General features: G+C 73.7%; 16 protein-coding genes. 9 read left to right on the forward strand and 7 right to left on the reverse strand.

What is annotated here, in order from left to right; genetic code table 11:
- The first annotated feature begins 34 nt into the window (after positions 1-34).
- Positions 35-451 (forward strand): zinc metalloprotease, encoded by a 417-nt coding sequence (locus tag OP18_RS24590; protein ID WP_033361367.1) that lies wholly within the window; start codon positions 35-37, stop codon positions 449-451.
- Here OP18_RS24590 and OP18_RS24595 read toward each other — a convergent pair.
- Positions 444-1,421, reverse strand: coding sequence for a LysR family transcriptional regulator (locus OP18_RS24595; protein WP_033361368.1), 978 nt, complete (start codon positions 1,419-1,421; stop codon positions 444-446). The genes OP18_RS24590 and OP18_RS24595 overlap by 8 nt on opposite strands.
- Positions 1,422-1,432: 11 nt before the next feature.
- Here OP18_RS24595 and OP18_RS24600 point away from each other — a divergent pair, with 11 nt between their 5' ends.
- The 5 genes from OP18_RS24600 to OP18_RS24620 all read left to right on the forward strand — a co-directional run bounded on the left by OP18_RS24600 (position 1,433) and on the right by OP18_RS24620 (position 5,855).
- Entirely contained in the window at positions 1,433-2,302 is an 870-nt protein-coding gene (locus OP18_RS24600; RefSeq protein WP_033361369.1) for a serine hydrolase, read from the forward strand.
- Positions 2,303-2,376: 74 nt separating this feature from the next.
- On the forward strand, positions 2,377-3,351 hold the full coding sequence (locus OP18_RS24605) for an MBL fold metallo-hydrolase (RefSeq protein WP_033361499.1): 975 nt from the start codon (positions 2,377-2,379) through the stop codon (positions 3,349-3,351).
- A gap of 18 nt (positions 3,352-3,369) precedes the next feature.
- On the forward strand, positions 3,370-4,026 hold the full coding sequence (locus OP18_RS24610) for an RraA family protein (RefSeq protein WP_033361370.1): 657 nt from the start codon (positions 3,370-3,372) through the stop codon (positions 4,024-4,026).
- A gap of 58 nt (positions 4,027-4,084) precedes the next feature.
- Positions 4,085-4,573, forward strand: a complete 489-nt coding sequence (locus OP18_RS24615; RefSeq protein ID WP_081971082.1) for a SigE family RNA polymerase sigma factor — start codon at positions 4,085-4,087, stop codon at positions 4,571-4,573.
- Positions 4,563-5,855 carry a WD40 repeat domain-containing protein gene (locus OP18_RS24620; RefSeq protein ID WP_033361371.1) on the forward strand — a complete coding sequence of 431 codons (1,293 nt, stop codon included), beginning with the start codon at positions 4,563-4,565 and terminating at the stop codon, positions 5,853-5,855. The genes OP18_RS24615 and OP18_RS24620 overlap by 11 nt, the downstream gene beginning before the upstream one ends.
- Before the next feature lie 94 nt (positions 5,856-5,949).
- On the opposite strand, the gene OP18_RS24625 is transcribed toward OP18_RS24620, so the two are convergent.
- The 4 genes from OP18_RS24625 to OP18_RS24640 are packed head-to-tail and all read right to left on the reverse strand — an operon-like array spanning position 5,950 to position 10,613.
- A complete protein-coding gene (locus OP18_RS24625; protein WP_033361372.1) occupies positions 5,950-7,578 on the reverse strand; it encodes an alpha-amylase family protein in 1,629 nt (542 codons plus the stop codon).
- A 22-nt stretch (positions 7,579-7,600) separates the two neighbouring features.
- Complete coding sequence (locus OP18_RS24630; protein WP_156089737.1) at positions 7,601-8,881, reverse strand: ABC transporter substrate-binding protein; 1,281 nt, start codon at positions 8,879-8,881, stop codon at positions 7,601-7,603.
- A gap of 14 nt (positions 8,882-8,895) precedes the next feature.
- Positions 8,896-9,723, reverse strand: coding sequence for a carbohydrate ABC transporter permease (locus OP18_RS24635; protein ID WP_033361373.1), 828 nt, complete (start codon positions 9,721-9,723; stop codon positions 8,896-8,898).
- Positions 9,720-10,613, reverse strand: a complete 894-nt coding sequence (locus OP18_RS24640) for a carbohydrate ABC transporter permease (RefSeq protein ID WP_033361374.1) — start codon at positions 10,611-10,613, stop codon at positions 9,720-9,722. Before OP18_RS24640 ends, OP18_RS24635 begins: the two co-directional genes overlap by 4 nt.
- 177 nt (positions 10,614-10,790) lie before the next feature.
- Between OP18_RS24640 and OP18_RS24645 the strand changes: the two genes are divergently transcribed.
- The gene (locus OP18_RS24645) at positions 10,791-11,783 is read left to right on the forward strand and encodes a LacI family DNA-binding transcriptional regulator (RefSeq protein WP_063745585.1); all 993 of its coding nucleotides are present in this window, start codon (positions 10,791-10,793) and stop codon (positions 11,781-11,783) included.
- A 279-nt stretch (positions 11,784-12,062) separates the two neighbouring features.
- Here OP18_RS24645 and OP18_RS24650 read toward each other — a convergent pair whose 3' ends face one another.
- Entirely contained in the window at positions 12,063-12,824 is a 762-nt protein-coding gene (locus tag OP18_RS24650; protein ID WP_033361376.1) for a HEAT repeat domain-containing protein, read from the reverse strand.
- Positions 12,825-13,164: 340 nt separating this feature from the next.
- Between OP18_RS24650 and OP18_RS24655 the strand changes: the two genes are divergently transcribed.
- Positions 13,165-14,658, forward strand: a complete 1,494-nt coding sequence (locus OP18_RS24655) for a S8 family serine peptidase (RefSeq protein WP_052387250.1) — start codon at positions 13,165-13,167, stop codon at positions 14,656-14,658.
- Here the strand turns inward: OP18_RS24655 and OP18_RS52950 are convergent.
- Entirely contained in the window at positions 14,616-16,643 is a 2,028-nt protein-coding gene (locus OP18_RS52950) for a sensor histidine kinase (protein WP_052387251.1), read from the reverse strand. The two genes, OP18_RS24655 and OP18_RS52950, sit on opposite strands and share 43 nt — an antisense overlap.
- 262 nt (positions 16,644-16,905) lie before the next feature.
- Between OP18_RS52950 and OP18_RS24665 the strand changes: the two genes are divergently transcribed.
- On the forward strand, positions 16,906-18,129 hold the full coding sequence (locus OP18_RS24665) for a serine hydrolase domain-containing protein (protein ID WP_033361377.1): 1,224 nt from the start codon (positions 16,906-16,908) through the stop codon (positions 18,127-18,129).
- Positions 18,130-18,180: the final 51 nt, after the last annotated feature.

Genomic DNA, 18,180 nt, shown 5'->3' on the forward strand with positions numbered 1-18,180 from the left:
GGGTGCGCCCGGACGGCGGCGTCTCGACGACCTGGTGGAACCCGGCCGCCAACTGGCCGTCACGCTCGATCGCCCCGGCGGGACACGCGATCGCCCCCGACGGCACGTCCGGCAACGCTCGTTCGACGAGCGGCTCGTCGGCTGGGGCGGCCCGGCGTTGGCCGGCCCGGGAGCCGCCCTGCCCGGAGCGGTCGGCATCGTCGCGCGCGGCACCGCCAACCACCCCGCCGGCCGGCCCGGCCTGGTCATAAAGTACCGGTCCGGGAAGTGGACGATGGCCCACGAGATCGGCCACGTCCTCGGGCTCACGCACCCCGTGTGCGGCGGCCCCTCGTACCAGCCCTGGCTGAACAGCCTGATGTGGGAGTTCGACCGCAACGTCGAGCTGCCCGAGATCTTCCAGGACCAGAAGACCATCATGTACGCCTGCCCGTACACCGTCTTCATGTAGCGCACGGGTCGGTGGTGTTCGCCCGGTCGAACACCACCGACCACGGTCCCGGCGAGCCGAGGATGCGACCCGGGCCGTCCGTGCGCGGCTGAAGCACCGCGCCGGCCAGGGCGCCGAAGCGGGCGGCCGCCGGGTGCGGGGCGCGCCGCGGCCACACCGCCGACGTCTCCTGCCACAGCGGGTCGCCGGCGAGAGGGCGCCAGGTGACGCGGGGCTCGCCGCGCACGGCGTCCTCGCGGTCCAGGCCCACCCCGAGGCCGGCGAGGACGAGCCCGCACAGGAACCGCGGGTTGCGGGCGTGCCGCACCCGCGCCGGCACGAAACCGAGGTCCCGGCAGCCGCCGAGGAGGGTGTCGTACCAGCCGGGCGCCGTCACCCGGGGAAACACGACGAGCCCCTGGCCGGCCAGCTGGTCGGCGGTGAGCTCGGCGAGCCGCGCCAGCGGCGACACGCGCGGCAGCACGACGCCGAGCCGGACCCGGGTGACCGGGCCGCGGCGCAGGTCGGCGGCGTCGACCGGGTGGTGGACGAGACCGACGTCGAGCCGGGCCGCGGCCAGCAGGTCGAGCTGCTCCGCGGTGGTCAGCTCCTGCAGGTCGACGTCGACGCCGGGCGCCTGCTCGCCGAGGCGGCGCAGCAGCTCGCCGAGCGCGGCCGGCGGCGTCTCCGGGGGCACACCGGCCCGCAGCGTGCCGAGGTCGCCGTCGCGGATGCTGTGCATGAGCGCCCGCAGCCGCCGCTCGGCCGCCAGGAACTGGGCCGCCTCGTCGCGCAGTGCCCGGCCGGCCGCGGTCAGCTCGGTCCCGCGCGGCAGCCGGTCGAAGAGCGTGACCCCCAGCTCGCGCTCCAGCCGGCGCATCGCCTGGCTCAGCGGCGGCTGGGCGATGCCGAGCACCTCCGCGGCCCGGCTGAAGTGCAGCTCCTCGGCGACGACGAGGAAGTACCGCAGATGCCTGGACAGGTCGACCATACAGTGACCATATGTTGATCGAGGAGACGTTCGCCGCCGCCGGGGTCCGCGGGCGGCTGCACGCCCGCGACATCGATTCGGGGCGCTCGATCGGGGTCGGCGCCGATGAGCAGGTCGTGCTGTCGTCGATCGTCAAGGTGCTGCTGGTGCTCGAGTTCGCCCGGCAGGTCGCGGTGGGCGCGCTCGACCCGGCCGAACGCGTCGTCGTCGGCGCCGGTGACCGGTTCGGCGGCTGGGGCACCGCCGGCTGCGCCGACGACGTCGAGCTGTCGCTGCGGGACCTCGCGTACTTCGCCATGTCCATCAGCGACAACACCGCCGCCGACGTGCTGCTGCACCGCATCGGCGGCCCCGACCTGCTGGCGCTGCTCGCCGCGGAGCTCGGCCTGACCCGCACCCGGGTGGTCGGCGGTCCACGGCAGATGCTGGAGTCGATGTTCGCCGACATCGGCGCCCGCGACGACGCGGAGTTCGCGCGGCTGTTCCCGACGCTGCCGCCGCAGCGGGTCGCGGCGCTGCGCGTGTTCGACCCGCGGCGCACGACGTCGAGCACGCCGGAGGAGCTGACCCGGCTGCTCGGCATGCTGTGGCGGGACGAGGCCGGTCCCCCCGCGGCGTGCGCGGCGGTCCGCGGGCTGATGGCCCGCCAGCTGTTCTGGACCAGGCTCCGGTCGGGGTTCCCGGCCGAGGTGCGGGTGGCCGGCAAGACCGGCACCCTGCCGGGGCTCGCGATGGAGATCGGCGTCGTGGAGTACCCGGACGGCGGCCGCTACGCGGTGGCCGTCTTCGTCGACGGCGGCCGCACCCCCCGCATCGAGGTCGACACGGCCCTCGGCCGGGCCGCGGCGGCGGCCGTCGGCATGCTGCGTGACCAGCGCTGATATCCGAAGCGATATGAGTGGTGCGGGGCCGCGGTCTTGGACAGCCCGGCCGCGGCGGTGTTTGGGTGGTCGCCATGTCCGAACCTCGTGACCTGAACCGACGTGTCCTCATCCGCTCCGCCGTCGCCGGCACCGCCGCCGTCACCGGCCTGACCGCCGCCGGTCTCGCCGCCACCGGGGGTCCCGCCACGGCCGCGCCGGCGGCGGCCCGGTCCCGCACCGCGACGCTGCGGTGGTTCGGCACGTCCGGCTGGCGCATCGACGTCAACGGCCGCACGGTCCTCGTCGACCCGTACCTCACCCGCTTCCCCACCGGCCTGTTCACCGGCGCGTTCGACCCGGCGACGCCGCTGCGGGTCGACGCCGACGCGATCGGCGCGCGGGTCGGCGGGGCCGAGACGGTGCTCGTCACCCACACGCACTGGGACCACTTCAACGACGTGCCGCACATCGCGAAGACCGTGCCGGGGGTCCGGGTCCTCGGCACCCTCACCGCCTACCACCTGGCGCTCGCGTCGGGCGTGCCGGGCGGCCAGGCCGTCCCGGTGAAGGGCGGCGAAAACCTCGACTTCGGCGACTACACCGTCGAGGTGGTCGCGTCGCTGCACAGCCGCAACGCCGCCTACTCCCTCGCGTTCCCCGGCGTGCGGCTCACCCCGCCGCCGCCACCGCAGACCATCGGCGACCTGCCGGAGGGCGACACCCTCGCCTACCAGGTGGCCGTCGCCGGCGGGCCGAAGCTGTTCTTCATGGGCGGCAGCGACTTCGTCGAGCGCAACCTCACCGGCCTGGCGCCCGACGTGGCGATGGTCGCGCTGCCGTCGGCGGGTGTCGTGCACGACTACACCCGCCGGCTGCTGACCGCGCTGGACCACCCCCGGGTCGTCGTCCCGGTGCACTGGGACAACTTCGAGACGCCGCTGCGCAACCCGCCGCCGGTCGCCGCCGGTGACGCGGCGAAGCTCGACGCGTTCGTCGCCGCGATCCGCGAGGCGTCGCCCCGGTCCCGGGTGCTGGTGCCGGCGTACGACACCCCGTACACCTTCTGAGCGCGGTACCGTCGCCGCATGATCGATGAGATCCGCCGGCTCGCCGCCGGGGTCGACACCACCGCGCTGTGCGACGTCGCCGAGGACGTCCGGGTCATGTCGCCGGCGCTGCGGTGCCGCTCGGCGAACCCGGTGCTGTGCGGCCCGGCCGTCACGGTCCGGTGCCGCGACGACTTCTTCGGCGTGATCCGGGCGATCGAGGTCGCGCAGGCCGGTGACGTGCTGGTGGTCGACGGCGGCGGGCGGGAGACGGCCCTCGCGGGTGAGCTGTTCGCCCGGGTCGCGCTGGGCAAGGGCCTGGCCGGGATCGTCGTCGACGGCGGCTACCGGGACCTGCGGTTCGTGGCCGGCTGCCCACTGCCGGTGTACAGCCGGCACGTCACGCCGAGGGCCGGCACCACCGTCAAACTCGGCGTCCTGGGCGGCACGGTCAGCTGCGGCGGCGTGCCGGTCACCGAGGGTGACATCGTCATCGCCGACCACGACGGCCTCGTGGTGCTCGACCCGGCCGTCGCCGTCGCCCGCCTCACCGCCGCCGCGCAGGTCATGGCGACCGAGGCGGCCGTCGCGGAGCGGCTCGCCGCCGGCGCCACCCTCGCCGACGTGCTCGACACCGCGGAGCACGCGGACCGGCTGACCCGCGGCGAGCCGTCCCGGCTGCGCTTCACGCTCTGACGGAGCACATCGGGTGGAACCGGGCCGGTAGCTCGTGCGCCTGCACGACGTGACCGTGGTGACTGACGACCCCGCCCCGGAGGGCCTCGACCGGGAGGCCTTCCGGGAGGTGTACGCCGCGCACTACCCCGCGCTCGTCCGGCTGGCGTACCTGACGACGGGCAGCCTCGCCGCCGCCGAGGACGTCGCGCAGGAGGCGTTCATCGAATGGTTCCGCCGCGGCGACCAGGTCCGCGAGCCGCTGCCGTTCCTGCGCCGGGCGGTGGTGTCGCGGTGCACGTCGTGGGTGCGTCGCCGGCGGCTGGAGCGCCGGCACGCGACCGCGCTGCCCGAGCCGGTGCAGCGGCACCCGGACGGCGACACCGAGGTCGTGCGGGCCGCGCTGCAGAAGCTGAAGCCGCGGCAGCGGGCGGCCGTCTTCATGCGGTTCTACCTGGACCTGCCGGAGGCGCAGATCGCCGCCGCGCTCGGCTGCCGCCCCGGCACGGTCAAGTCGCTGCTGCACCGGGCGCTGACCGCGATCAAGGAGGACCTGGATGTCGACTGACCCGCAGGCCCGTATCGGCGCCGCCGTCCGGTCCATCGCCGACGCCGTCCACGTCGACCCGCCGGACCCCGCGGTGCTCATGGCGCGGGCGTCGACCCGGGCCGGCCGGTGGCGCCCGCTGCTCAGCGCCGCCGGGGTGCTGGGCGTCCTGGCCGCCGCCGCGCTCGGTCCGGGACTGCTGGCGCAGCCGGCCGCACCCACCGGCGGCACGGTCCTGCCGGCCCGCCTCGCGGGGCTGTCGCTGCTGACCGCCCCGGTGTCCGAGGCCCCGGCCGGTCCCGCCCTCCTCGCGTACGTGCAGGGCAGCAACGGCCCGCGGTGGCTGCACACCCTGCAGACGGTGGTGCTGAGCGTCGACGGGCACACGTACCGCCGCCTCGACGAGGCCGAGCGCCGTGGCGGCCCCGCCGAACTCGGCACGTGGCAGGACGCCCCGGTGCTGCTCGCCCCGGACGGCGCGCGGGTCGCGGTCGGCAGCGTCGGGCCGGCCACCGACGTCGCCGTCGTCGACCTGCGCACCGGCCGGACCACCACGCACCGCGGCCGGGGCGCCGGGGTGATCCGCCCCCTTGCCTGGTCGCCCGACGGGACCCGCCTCGCGTACACCGTGGGCGACACCGGCTCGGCGGTCCTGGACCTCACGACCGGGGCGTCGATCCCCCTGCCGGCGCCCGCCACCGCCGCCGCGTTCTCCCCCGACGGCCGGCGGCTCGCCGTGCAGGGCGCCCCCGACACCGAGGTCGAGCCGCGGCGGGCGATCCGGATCCTCGACGCCGCCGGCGGCACCGGCGCCACCGAGCTGGCCGCCGCCGGGTTCGGGGTGCTCATCGCCGGGCAGGCGGCGTGGTCGCCGGACGGCCGGTGGCTCGCCGTCGCCGACAACGCCGGCGCCGGCAAGCTCGACTGCTCGATCAGCTTCCTGCCGGCCGACCCCGCCGACCGCACGCCGCCGCCCGCCCCGATCGTCACCCAGGACCAGATCGCACTGGTCGGCTGGGCGGCGCCGGACCGGCCGCTGGTCACCCAGGGCAGCGCCACCGGCCACCGCACCGTCAGCGGCCCGGACCTGCGCCCGCTGACCACCACCGGCGACACCACCACCTACGACCTGCAGGCGGCCACCGCCCTGCTGCCGGCGGCGCGGGTCGCCCCGGCCGGCGACCCCGACCGCGGCCCGTGGCCGGCCTGGCTACGGCTCGCGGGCGCCGCCGCCGTCCTCGCCGGCGCGGGCCTCGCCTGGTGGCTGTGGTCCCGGCGAGGTCCCCGCGGGCGCCGGGCGTGAGCCGTTGGGGCGGCTGGCGTGACGGGGCGGCGGCGCGGGTGCTCAGGCCGCGCCGCCGCCCCGGGATCCCGGCCGCCACCGGGGAGCTGGACGGTCAGGTCAGGTACTTCGCCGCGTACTCCCGGGCATCCTGGACGACCAGGGCCACCCGCTCGGCGGCCGCGTCGAGGGTGCCGTCGACGACGGTCAGCGTCGGCAGGACCCCCTCGCGGACCGGCAGCCGCCAGTGCGGGTTGTAGCCGGCCTCGTGCACGCCGGTCGAGCCGTGCGCCGGGTCGCCGAGGCAGACGTGCCCGAAGGACCGGTTGGTGCCGGTGAACAGCGCCGGGTCCGGCTGGTCGTGCAGTGTCGGCACGGTGTCGCGGTGCCCGGCCTGCACCAGCGGGATGATGCCGCCGAGCGCGTCGAACCAGGCCTCACCGGCGATCAGCAGGTCCGGGCAGTCGGCCCGGATCAGCTCGACCAGCGCCCGCAGGCCATCGGTGGTGCTGCCGCGCGGGTCGTTGTTGTACATGGCGGAGATGTCCAGGAACGCCCCGTCGAAGCCGTACCGCCGGTACAGCCGGACGATCTGCTGCGCCAGGTGCCGCCGCCACGGCTCGTACGACGGGTTGATCAGCGCGCCCCAGCTGTGGTCGAAGTGCCGGGACGCGTCCCAGTCCACCGACCCGATCGGCATGTGCCCGCTCGGGTTGAGCAGCTGCCCGGGCGCCGCCCACGTCTCGAAGCCGGGCAGGTCCCGGGCGGCGACGTTGGCCCCGAACATGGGCATGACCCGGGCGCCCAGCTCGTGCGCGCCGTCGACGAGCCGCCGGAAGCCGGCCTCGCCGCCGAGCCGCTCGTCGACGTCGAACCGGCCGTACCAGCGGTAGTAGCGGCCCTCCCAGCCCGGCAGGTACGCGAGGATCCGCTCCGGCTCGATCTGTTCCGACAGCCGGCGCAGCGTGTCGAGCATGCCGCCGTAGTCGAGGAAGACGCGGCCGGTGAAGTGCATGCCGTTGAGCGACACGACCAGCGCGGTGCGCCGCAGCCACGCCGGCACGTCGGTGCGCGTCTCCCAGGACGGCAGCGCGTACGCCTCCCGCACGTGCGCGGTGTGCTCGGCGAGCACCGGCCCGAGGTCACCGGTGCGCGTCAGGTGCCACGGCGCGACGTCGAGCTCGGCCGCCGGCTGGGTCGCGTCGGCGTCGGCGATGAGCTCGAAGTCGCACGTCGACGGATCGGCGAAGTGCGGCACGACCGCGAAGCGCTTGCCGCGCACCTGCCGGTCGAGGCTGCGCGCGACGGTGACCGTGCCGTCCGGGCGGCACAGCCCGAGCAGCGGCGTGGCCAGGTCGAACCAGCCGTTGGGGTAGGTGACGACCCGCCCGGTGACCGGCACCGGCAGGTCGCCCTCGCGCAGCGCGGTCACGTCGCCGGTCGGCTGGTCGTGCAGGACCACGGCGACGCAGCGCACCCCGTCGAGGTGCTCGGCGCGCACCTCCACCCGGACGCCGTCGCCGGTCTCCACGATGCGGACCACGGCCCGGCCGGGCGCGGTCTGCTGGCCGCCGGCCCAGGTGAGGCCGTCGGCGACGATCGTCGTGGTGGTCCCGTCCCGCTCGGTTGAGACCCGGTCGGGGTCGAGCCCGTACACGTTCTCGCCGGTGTGGACACGGATGCTGACCGGGCCGAGCGGGGTGGCGAACCGCGGGTGCGGCCACCGGAAGCTCAGGTCGTGCATGGTTCTGCTCTCCTCGGGGGTTTCAGGACGCGAGGCGGCTGCTGAAGCCGCTCTTGCCCTTGTCGATCGCCTTCGCCGGGTCGCCGGTGAACACCCAGTCGCGGATGAACTGCAGGTACGGGCCGGTCGGGTCGATGAACAGCGAGTTGTACTTGGCGGTGACCGGGACCTTGGCGGCGGCGATCAGCTGGTTCGCGGCGAGCAGCCGCGGCTCGGCCCGCGTGGACGGGTTGTCGGCGGTGTCCGAGCGCACGGTGAGCTGCCCGGTCTTCGCCACGACGTTCTTCTGCACGTCCTCGCTCATGCTCCAGGCGATGAAGTCCCAGGCGGTCTTCGCGTTCTTGGCGCCCTTGGAGATGCCGATGACGTCGCCGCCGAGGAACGCGGACGTGCCCTTCGTGCCGGGGATCGCGGTCACCCCGAAGTCGAGGTTCTGCTCCGCCTTGTACACGCTGATGCCGAAGCTGCCCAGGGCGAGCATGCCGATCTTGCCGGACTGGAATCCCGACAGCCAGGTGGCGCCGTTGTCGTCCTTGACGGCCGCCGGCATGAGCTTCTCGTCCCACATGGTCTTGTGGGCGTTGAGGGCGGCGGCCACGGCCGGGTCGTCCAGCGTGGCCTGGGTGCCGTCGGCGTTCATGATGTCGCCGCCGCTGGCCCAGATGTAGGGCAGCAGGGTGTAGGCGTTGCAGCCGGCGCAGTTGCCGGCGAAGGCGAAGCCGTAGGTGCCGTCGCCGAGCGCGGTGATCTTCCGGGCGGCGGCGACGACCTCGTCGAGGCTCGCCGGCGGCTTCGCCGGGTCGAGCCCGGCCTTCGTGAACAGGGCCTTGTTGTAGTACAGCATCGACACGTCGAGCTGGTGCGGCAGCGCGTACACCTTGCCGTCCACCGTGCTGATCTGCACCCCGGCCGGGGCGAGGGCGCTCTTGTACGGCAGCGCGTCCACCTGGGCCGTGATGTCGGTGAGCAGCCCCTGCCCGGTGAGCGACTTGACGTTGGCGATGTCGACGGCGGCGAGGTCGGGGGCGTCGCCGCCGCGGACGGCCTGGACGTACTTCTGCACGTACTGCGCGTCCGGCACGGTCAGCATCGTGATCTTGCGGTTGGGGTTCTGCTCGTTCCAGGCGGCGACGAGCGCCTTGTCGAGCGGCTCGTCGGCGGCGCGGACCCACAGGGTGGCGGGGCCGTCGCCGGTCAGCGCGGCGGGGGCGGACGAGGTGGGGGCGTCGGTGTTGCCGCAGGCGGCGAGGGCGAGGGTCAGCAGGGCAGCGGCGATCGCCGCCGGCCGGCGCAATGGGTACACGGGGCTCCTCGGGACTATCCCTTGACGGCGCCGCCGGTGAGACCGGCGACGTAGTAGCGCTGCAGGATCAGGAAGATCGCGATGCACGGCACCGCGGCGAAGACCGCGCCGGTCTCCAGCACGCCCCAGTTGAGGGTGCCGCCGGCGCCGGTCTGCAGGTTGGCCAGGACCACGGGCAGGGTGTAGCGGTCCTGACGGGTGGTGAAGATGAGCGCGGCCAGGAACTCGTTCCACGCGGTGAAGAACGCGTACATGGCGACGGTCGCCACGCCCGGCGCCACGATCGGCAGCAGGATCCGGCGCAGCGCGGTGATCGGGCCGGCACCGTCGACGACGGCGGCCTCCTCCATCGCCGCGGGCACGGCGGCGAAGGCGGCCCGCATCGTGAAGATGCCGAACGGCAGGGCGAACACGGTGTAGACCAGCACCAGCCCCGCGAGGGAGTTGGTGAGCCGGAGGTCGTCGAGGATGACGTACAGCGACGGCACGATCGACTGGAAGGGGATCATCATCGTGGACAGCACGGTCAGGAACAGCACGCCCTGGCCGGGGAACCGGAACCTGGCGAAGCCGTAGCCGGCGAGCACCGCGAGGGTGGTCGCCGCGACGACCGTCCCGGCGGTGACGAGCATGCTGTTGCCGACGTTGGTCCACAGGCCCGCCTCGACGAGCCGCCGGTAGTTCTCCAGGCTGAAGTGCGACGGCAGCAGCGTCGGCGGCGACTGGGCGAACTCGCCACTGCTCTTGAACGACGCGAGCACCAGCCAGCCGAGCGGCGCGACGAACAGCAGCGCGACCAGCCCGCACACGGTGTAGAAGGCCAGCCTGGGCAGGGCGCTCACCGGTCCTCCCCGGCACGCAGGACCAGCAGCTGGATGCTGGTGAGGACGAGCAGGATGCCCATGAGCGCGATCGACATCGCCGCGGAGTAGCCGAGGTTGAAGTCGATGAAGCCGGCCCGGTAGATGAGGTAGACGACCGGGATCGTGCTGTTGTCGGGGCCGCCCTGGGTCAGGATGAAGAACTGGTCGAAGGCGAGGTAGCTGCCGATCACGGTCAGGATCAGCACCAGCGCGATGGTCGGGCGCAGCAGCGGCAGCGTGACCGAGCGGAGCACCCTGGCGCGGGTGGCGCCGTCGACCTGGGCGGCCTCGTAGTAGTCCTTCGAGATCGCCTGCATGCCGGTCATGAGCAGCAGCATGGTGAGCCCGACGGTCTTCCACACGACCAGCACGACGACCACCGTCAGCGCCGTGCCGTAGTGACTGAACACCGAGACCGGTCCGTCGACGACGCCGAGGCGGCGCAGCAGGTCGGGCACGATGCCGATGCGGTCGTCGAGCAGCCACAGCGTCAGGTAGCTCGCGGTGGCGAAGCCGATGACGACCGGCATCACGTACGCGGTGCGCAGCAGCCCCACGCCCGGCCGCCGGTGCCGCACGGCGGAGGCGAGCGCGACGCCGACGACGAACAGCGCGGCCGTGACGATCACGGTGTAGACGGTGGTGAAGCCGAGGCTGTCCAGGAACGCCCCGTCACCGGCGAGCCGGCGGTAGTTGGCCAGGCCGACGAACCGCCGCTGCCCGAGCAGTGACCAGTCGTAGAGCGACATCACGGCGGTCACCACGACCGGCAGCACGAACATGCCCAGCACCAGCACCACGGCCGGGGCCACGAGCAGCAGGCCGAGGCGCTGCCGGCGGGCCCGTGGGCCGAGCCTCCTGCGGCTCATCCGGTCGACCTCCTCCAGTTACGTAATCGATTTCGTGGAGCGAACGTTACAGCCGGGCTTCCACTTCATGTCAAGAGTGTCAGCTGCAATTTCTGCTAGGGTCCGGTACGCCGAGAATTACGTAACCGATTAGGGGACCGGGTGACCGCACAGCGCAGCACCGCCGATCGCGTGACCATGCGGGACGTCGCGACCGTCGCCGGGGTGTCGACGGCGACGGTGTCGAAGGTGCTCAACGACCGCCCCGACGTCGGCGCCGAGGTCCGGCAGCGGGTCCTGGAGACGATCACCCGGCTCGGCTACCGACCCAACGCCGTCGCCCGCGGCCTGCGCTCCCGCCACACCGACACCATCGCGATCCTCACCGACGACCTCGAGGGCATCTTCACCAACGCGCTGATGCGCGGGGTCGAGGACGCCGCCTCCGAGTACGACGTGTCGGTGCTGCTCGCCAACAGCTACGGCGACCCGGAGAAGGAGCGCAAGCACCTGCGCCGGCTCATCGACCGCCAGGTGGACGGCCTGATCATCATGTCCGGCAACCGGGTCCGCCCGCGGCCCGGCCCGGCGCTGCCGCTGCCCGGCACCCCGTACGTGTTCCTGTACGAGTACGGCACGTCCGAGCCGGTGCCGAGCGTGCTGCCCGACGACCGCGGCGGGGCGGTCCTCGCCGCCCGGCACCTGACCGGCCTGGGCCGGCGACGGATCGGGTTCATCAACGGACCGGCGTCGTGGGACGCCACCCGCGACCGGCTCGAGGGCCTCACCGTCACCGTCCACGAGGCCGGCCTGACCCTCGACCCGGCGCTGGTGCGCCACGCGCCGTCATGGTCGCCGGAGGACGGGTACGCCCTCGCCGAGTCGATGCTCGCCACCCACCGGCCACCGGACGCGATCTTCTGCGCCAGCGACGACCTGGCCACCGGCGCGCTCGCCGCCATCCACGAGCGGGGCCTGCGGATCCCGGGCGACGTCGCGGTCGTCGGCTTCGACGACCGGTCCCTGGCCGTGCACCAGCGCCCACCCCTCACCACGGTGGCGCTGCCGCTGCACGAGATGGGCCGCACCGCGGGCAGCCTGCTGCTGGCGGCCATCAACGGCGCGCCGCAGCGCCACGAGCTGATCCGCGTGCCGTGCGAGCTGAAGGTCCGGGCCTCGACGTCTGGCTGAAGCGCTTTCCCGGGCTCGCGGTGCCACGCGCCCTGGTGTGCGGGGAGGAGCGCGAGCCGCGGACGTGGCCGAGCCGCGCCCACCGTCCTGACGCCGTTTCCTGACGCCACTTCCCGACGCCGGGTCCTGGGGCCGTTTCTCGACGCCCGGCCCTGACGCCGGTCCTGACGCCCGGTCCTGACGCCGGTCCTGGCGCCGGTTCTGGCGCGGTCCTGGCGCCGGTCCTGGCGCGGTCCTGGCGCCGGTCCTGGCGCGGTCCTGGCGCGGTCCTGGCGCCGGTCAGTCTGGGGCGGCCGATTCCCCCGGGGTGACGTCGAGCAGCCGCTGGAGCGCGGGAGCGTGCCTGCGCCGGGCCACCCGCGCGGCGGCCGGTCCGGCCGGTGCCAGCAGCTGCGGACGCCGCTCGAGCAGGGTCCGCAGCACGCCGTGCGCGGCGGCCCGCACCTGCGGCACCCAGTCGACCGCCCGCTCGACCAGGAAGGGAAGGTGACCGGCCCGGGTCCGGCGGCCCATCGCGGTGACGGCGGCCTCGCGGACGCGGCCGTCCGGGTGCAGGCTCGCCAGCGCCGGCGTGAGCGCTCCGGCGCCCCACCGCCCGAGCCGCCCGGCGAACACCGCGACACTGACCTGGCGCCGCCGGCAGTGCACGATGAGACCGTCCATGAGCCGCTGCTCCGCGGCGATGGCGTCCAGGGCGACCCGGCTGCGGCGGCGGGCCCTGGGCGTGCGGCCGTCCAGGTCGGCCAGCACACGCAGCAGCCAGCCGTAGCCGTCGACGTCGCCGCGCCGGAGCCGGCGCCGGAACGGCTCGACGCGCGCACGGGTCCTGTCGTCCAACCGCGCCCGCCGCGTCCCCTCGGCCAGCACCAGACCGGAGCCGAAGAACAGGAACGCCAGGACCGACCGCAGGCCCGGCTCGATGACGACCACGAAGGCCGCCGCGGCGGTCATCAGCCAGGCACAGCACAGGTTGCCCCAGTTGGCGAACATCTCCTTGAGGTCGGGCCCGGTCGGCCGGTACTGGGGAGGCAGGCCTCGCACGCGACGGATCGTACGCGCGAGAACCGGCCCCGCGCCGCCCGGTTTCAACGGGCCGCCGACGCCGGTGTGCCGGGCTGTCAGCACCGGTGTGCCGGGCCGTCGGTGCCGGTGTCGGGCCGTCGGTGCCGGTGTCGGGCCGTCGGTGCCGGTGCGGGCGGGACGGAGGACACCGCCGCCGGACGGTTGACAGGACCGGGGTGCAGTTCGGTGAGACCACGGTGCGCGGTGCTGACGCTGCGCGTCCGCGCGGGCACTGTTGGGTGGCGCCCGCGAGTTGCGGTGCGCGCCTGGGAGGAGTTTCACTGTGCGCAATCCACGCAGAGCTGGCATACGTAAACCGTTGCGGGCCGTCGTGGCGGCCGCCGCGCTGCTGCCCGTCGCGCTGGCCGGCGCATCCGGCGGGGTGCATGCGGTCACGACCCCGTCGAGCCCCTGGGCGTCGACCCTTTGGATGGGTGCGGCGTCCTCGAGCACCGGCCTCAGCCTTGCCGACGTGCGCAAGACCATCGGCGCGAGCACCGGCACCGCCGCGAACCTCACCGGCGCCGGCGTGGGTGTGGCGCTCATCGACACGGGCATCGCGCCGGTGCCGGGGATGCCCGCGGCGCAGGTGATCAACGGGCCGGACCTGTCGTTCGAGTCGCAGTCCTCGAGCCTGCGCTACCTCGACACGTACGGGCACGGCACCCACATGGCCGGCATCATCATCGCCAACGACACCGCGACCGGCACGGTCGGGCTGGCCCCCAAGGTGAAGCTCACCTCGATCAAGGTCGGCACGTCCAACGGCGCGGTCGACGCCTCGCAGATGATCGCGGCGATCGACTGGGTCGTGGCGCACCGCAACGACGACCCGGCCAACCCGATCCGGGTCATCAACGTGTCCTACGGCACCGGCGGTACCCCCAACTACTGGACGGACCCGGTCGCGTTCGCCGCGGAGCAGGCCTGGAAGGCCGGCATCGTCGTCGTCGCCGCGGTCGGCAACGACGGCAAGCAGATGAGCGACCCGGCCACGGACCAGTTCATCCTCAACGTCGGCTCGGCGGACACCCGCGGCACACTGTCCACATCGGACGACACCATCTCGACGTTCACCAGCCTCACCTACAACGGCCCGTCGAACCGGCGCACGGACCTGCTCGCCCCGGGCCAGTCGATCCTGTCGCTCGCCGACCCCGGCTCCAACATCGACGCGACGTACACCTCGGCCCGGGTCGGCTCGACCCTGTTCCGCGGCAGCGGCACCTCCCAGGCCACCGCGGTCACCAGCGCCGCCGTCGCCCTGCTGCTGCAGGCCCGGCCGTCGCTGACTCCGGACCAGGTCAAGTACCTGCTCATGAACAACGGCAACGTCCTGACCGCCGGCAACGCCGCCGGCCTCGGCTACCGCGAGCTCAACCTCGCCAACGCCCTGGCCGCCCCCACCCCGACCGTGAAGCAGAACTTCACGTGGTCCAACGGGTCGGGCTCGCTCGAGGACGCCCGCGGCGGCAGCCACGTGGTCCGCGACAACGTCGCCCTCACCGGCGAGGCGTCCATCTGGGGCTCGCTGAGCACCGCCGCGTGGGCCTCGCGCAGCGCGGGCCAGAGCTCGTGGTCCGGCGGCCAGTGGATGGGCCACCAGCTCACCGGCAACGGCTGGACCGGCACCTCGTGGGCCTCGAAGACGTGGGCCACGGCCACCTGGACGGGCCAGCCCTGGAACGGCGCCGCCAGCTGGACGGATCCGGGCTGGACGGGGCACTACTGGTCCGGCCACTACTGGTCCAACGGCACCTGGACCGGCCACTACTGGTCCAGCAACGACTGGTCGACCGCCGGCTGGGAGTGACTGGGTGCCTGTCGGGGCGCCGTGGCTCCCGGTGTGTCTGAGCCGGCTCCGGTACCGACAGGAATCGTGAACTGCAAGGTGGTGCCGTGACCCGGCCGGCTGGTCAGGGTCATGGCACCGCCGAGCGCGTTGACCCGGTCGGTGAGCCCGCGGATGCCGGTCCCCTTGGCCGGGTCGGCGCCGCCCCGCCCGTCATCGGTCATCCGCAGCCGCAGCGTCCGCGCGTCGGCGGTCGCCCGGATGGTGAGGTGGCTGGCCGCCGCGTGCTTGATGGTGTTGGTGAGCGTCTCCGCGGCGAGGTAGTAGGCGCTGGTCTCGATCTGCGGCGGCAGCCGCGCCGGTATGCGCAGCTGCAGCTCGACCGGCAGCGGCGCGCGGCGGGCCAGCGCCTTGAGCGCGGGTTCGAGCCCGCGTTCGGTGAGGATCGTCGGGTAGATGCCGCGGGACAGCTCCCGCAGCCCGTCGCAGACCGCGGTCAGGTCGTTGTTGATGGCAGCCAGGTCGGCGGCGAGGTCCGGCGGTTCGGCCGGCATGCGGGCCTGCAGCTCCCGCAGGTTGAGCAGCAGCGCCAGCAGCCGTTGCTGGGTGCCGTCGTGCAGGTCGCGCTCGAGCCGTCGCCGGGTCTGGTCACCGGCCTCGACGATGCGGGCACTGGCGGCGGTCAGGTCGGCGCGGGCCTGCTGGTTGGTGACGGCCAGCGCGGCAAGATCGGCGAAGTCGCCGGTGTGCACGGTCGGAGCGACCACGTCCGCATCGTCGGGCGCCGCGACGGTGCGCAGCTCTCCCCACACGGTCGCGTGGACCTGAATCGGAGTCGTACGCGCCGGACCGCCAGCGCTGCCGGCTCCGCCGGCACCTCTCGGTCCCCCGGCCGCGCTCGGCCCGCCGGCTCCCTTCGGCCCGCCGGCTCCGTTCGGCCCGCCGGCTCCGTTCGGCCCGCCGGCTCCCTTCGGCCCGCCGGGTTCGCCGGGTCCGCGCCGCCGTGGCCGAGGTGCCGGCACGGGCCGGATGTCGGCGTGCTCGTTGTCCCAGCTGGCGACGACCGTGGCACTGCCGTCCGGTTCGTGGCGGACGATCGTGGATCTCTCGGCGTGCATGAGCTGGCCGACCTCGCGCGTGATCGCGGTGAACACCGTGCCGGGCGCCGCGGCACGGGCGACGAGGGTGGCGACCCGCCGCAGCGCGCTCTGCTGCGCTACCAACCGGTTGACGGCGCTGTGCTGCACGTCCAGTGCGGTGGCCATCCGGTTGAACGACCGTTGCAGCAGGCCGATCTCATGCGGGCCGACCGGCGACATCTGGGTGGGCAGCGCGCCACCGGCCAGCTGGTCCGCCATGGCCGCCGTCGTCCGCACAGGCCGCACGATCCGCCGCTGTACGAACATCGCGAACAGGATGGTGTAGAGCGCGGCACCGGCGAACCCGGCCCCGGCCAAGGTCCGCGCCCAGACGGTCGCGGTGTCCGCGCGGGCCGCCTGCGTCGTCGCGGCGGCCAGCTCGCTACTGGCGAACTGCGCGAACTCCGCCTGGATGGTGTCCAGGCGCTGCTTCGCGTCGAGCAACCGGGCCGGGTCCGTGGTGACACCGGTGCCCTGCTGCGGCGGGACGGACGGAGCCGAGTCGTCGCTGATGTACGTGCTGATGTCGCGGCTGAGCTGCTGGACGCGCGCGTGCTGCCGCGCGTCGCCGGTGACGAGGCGGGTGAGCTCGGCCGCGTACACCGGAACGTTGTTGCGGGCCTGCTGCCAGGACTGCAGGAAGCGCGGGTCGCGGGTGACGATGTAGTCCCGGTCGCTGCTTTCCATGGCGAGCACAGACTCGTGCAGTTGCCCGGCGGCGATCAGTGCCGCCTGTGAGGCCCTGGCCGCGTGCGCGTCGCGATCCAGGTACTGCACCGCGGTCAGCGTCGTGACCAGCACCGCGCTCAGTAGCAGCACACATGCCAGGCAGCGCAGGGTCACCTGGCGGGTCAGTCCGCCGTACATCGGCGGCTTCCATGAGCGCGGCAATGCCAGGAACCATCGGGATGCAATCACTGGACCCACCTCGCGTACAGCCGGCGAACCGCGACCGACGGGCACCGCGGCGCGGGGTGCCAGCAGTCCGATGCGGCTCGACCAGGCCAGCCTATGCCTGCTTCAACATCGCAAGCGACCTGTCGCATTCCAGTTTGTCGGGCGGGGCGTTTCGCCGGCGTATCGAAAATCCCATACGCCGTCGCAACGCTCGCCACACTGTGATGGGCGCATGAACTTCAACTCGACGCGCCGGGTCGACCGGCGGCGGCTGATCGGCTGGGGCGGCGCTGCGACCGCCGGCGTCCTGGCCGCCGGGGTAGTCGCCGGGACGGGCCGTGCGGCACCGCCCGGCCGCATCCCCTCCGACGCCCTGCCCGGTGGCGCCTACGACCGCTACGTGGCACGGCTCGCCGCCGACGGCAGATTCTCCGGCGTGGTGCTGCTGTCCCACCGCGGCCGGACGGTGCTGTCCCGCAGTTACGGCCTGGCCGACCGGGAGCGGGGCGTCCGCATCCACGAGGGCACCGCGTTCACGCTCAGCTCAGCCGGCAAGCCGTTCAACGCGGTCGCCATCCTCCAACTGGCGCAGCGGGGCAGGCTGCGGCTGACGGACCCGGTCGGCAAGCATCTGAAGGGCTTCGCCAAGGACGTCGCCGAGACGGTGACCATCCACCACATGCTCTCCGGCACGTCCGGATTGAACACCCCCGACGAGGACAGCCAACGGATCTTCAACAGCCGGGCGGAGGTCCACGAGCATCAGGAGCGGTGGGCCAGACAGGCGCGTCTGGTGGGTGTGCCGGGCACGCCCAACACCGCCCACGCCGGCGCCGAGACCGTCATCCCCGCGCTGATCGTGGAGGCCGTCAGCGGCCGGACCTACTGGGACTACGTCGAGGAGCACGTCTTCCGGCGGTGCGGCATGACCGGCTCGGCGTTCTGCACCAGGCCTCAGTGGCTCACCGACCCGCGCGTCGCGCATCCGTACATGACCGTGGCGGGCGGCGGTCAGGTCGACGCCGTGCGCCACCTCGAGCAGGGCAGCACACAGCCGAACCTGGTGGGTAGGAATCCGGGCCGAGCCTTCATCGACGCCATCGGCGACGGCGGCTTCGCCACGGCACCGGACCTGGTTCGGTTCGCCACGGCGCTGAGTGACGGGACGCTGCTGGAGCGGCCCTGGGCAGATGTGCTCACCGCGGCGAAGGTCCCGCTCGGTCCGGCGGGGTTCGGCACCTACGGGCCGTCCGCCTCCATCGCCGGCGGGCAGTGGGTGCTGCAGCGCGCCGGCGGCGACGCCGGTGTCTGCGCCAACTGGAGCATCTACCCGGACACCGGCTGGGTCGGCGTCATCCTCGCCAACCGTGACGACGTGCCGCTGGTGGAGATGATCGGCCGTGAGACGCAGGCCATCACCGGTGACGCGCCGCAGGACGACGGCGGCGGTGGCTGAGCGGGCCCACCGGCGTATCGCCGACATATGCGAAACCGCATACGCCCCCGC

This window comes from Dactylosporangium aurantiacum, from assembly GCF_000716715.1.
GTDB classification, from domain to species: domain Bacteria; phylum Actinomycetota; class Actinomycetes; order Mycobacteriales; family Micromonosporaceae; genus Dactylosporangium; species Dactylosporangium aurantiacum.

Excerpts from the sequence above, each read along its gene's own strand:
- OP18_RS24625 (WP_033361372.1), bottom strand. The coding sequence starts at position 7,578 with ATGCACGACCTGAGCTTCCGGTGGCCGCACCCGCGGTTCGCCACCCCG.
- OP18_RS24665 (WP_033361377.1), top strand. The coding sequence starts at position 16,906 with ATGAACTTCAACTCGACGCGCCGGGTCGACCGGCGGCGGCTGATCGGC.
- OP18_RS52950 (WP_052387251.1), bottom strand. The coding sequence starts at position 16,643 with ATGTACGGCGGACTGACCCGCCAGGTGACCCTGCGCTGCCTGGCATGT.
- OP18_RS24595 (WP_033361368.1), bottom strand. The coding sequence starts at position 1,421 with ATGGTCGACCTGTCCAGGCATCTGCGGTACTTCCTCGTCGTCGCCGAG.
- OP18_RS24610 (WP_033361370.1), top strand. The coding sequence starts at position 3,370 with ATGATCGATGAGATCCGCCGGCTCGCCGCCGGGGTCGACACCACCGCG.
- OP18_RS24600 (WP_033361369.1), top strand. The coding sequence starts at position 1,433 with ATGTTGATCGAGGAGACGTTCGCCGCCGCCGGGGTCCGCGGGCGGCTG.
- OP18_RS24605 (WP_033361499.1), top strand. The coding sequence starts at position 2,377 with ATGTCCGAACCTCGTGACCTGAACCGACGTGTCCTCATCCGCTCCGCC.
- OP18_RS24640 (WP_033361374.1), bottom strand. The coding sequence starts at position 10,613 with ATGAGCCGCAGGAGGCTCGGCCCACGGGCCCGCCGGCAGCGCCTCGGC.
- OP18_RS24645 (WP_063745585.1), top strand. The coding sequence starts at position 10,791 with ATGCGGGACGTCGCGACCGTCGCCGGGGTGTCGACGGCGACGGTGTCG.
- OP18_RS24620 (WP_033361371.1), top strand. The coding sequence starts at position 4,563 with ATGTCGACTGACCCGCAGGCCCGTATCGGCGCCGCCGTCCGGTCCATC.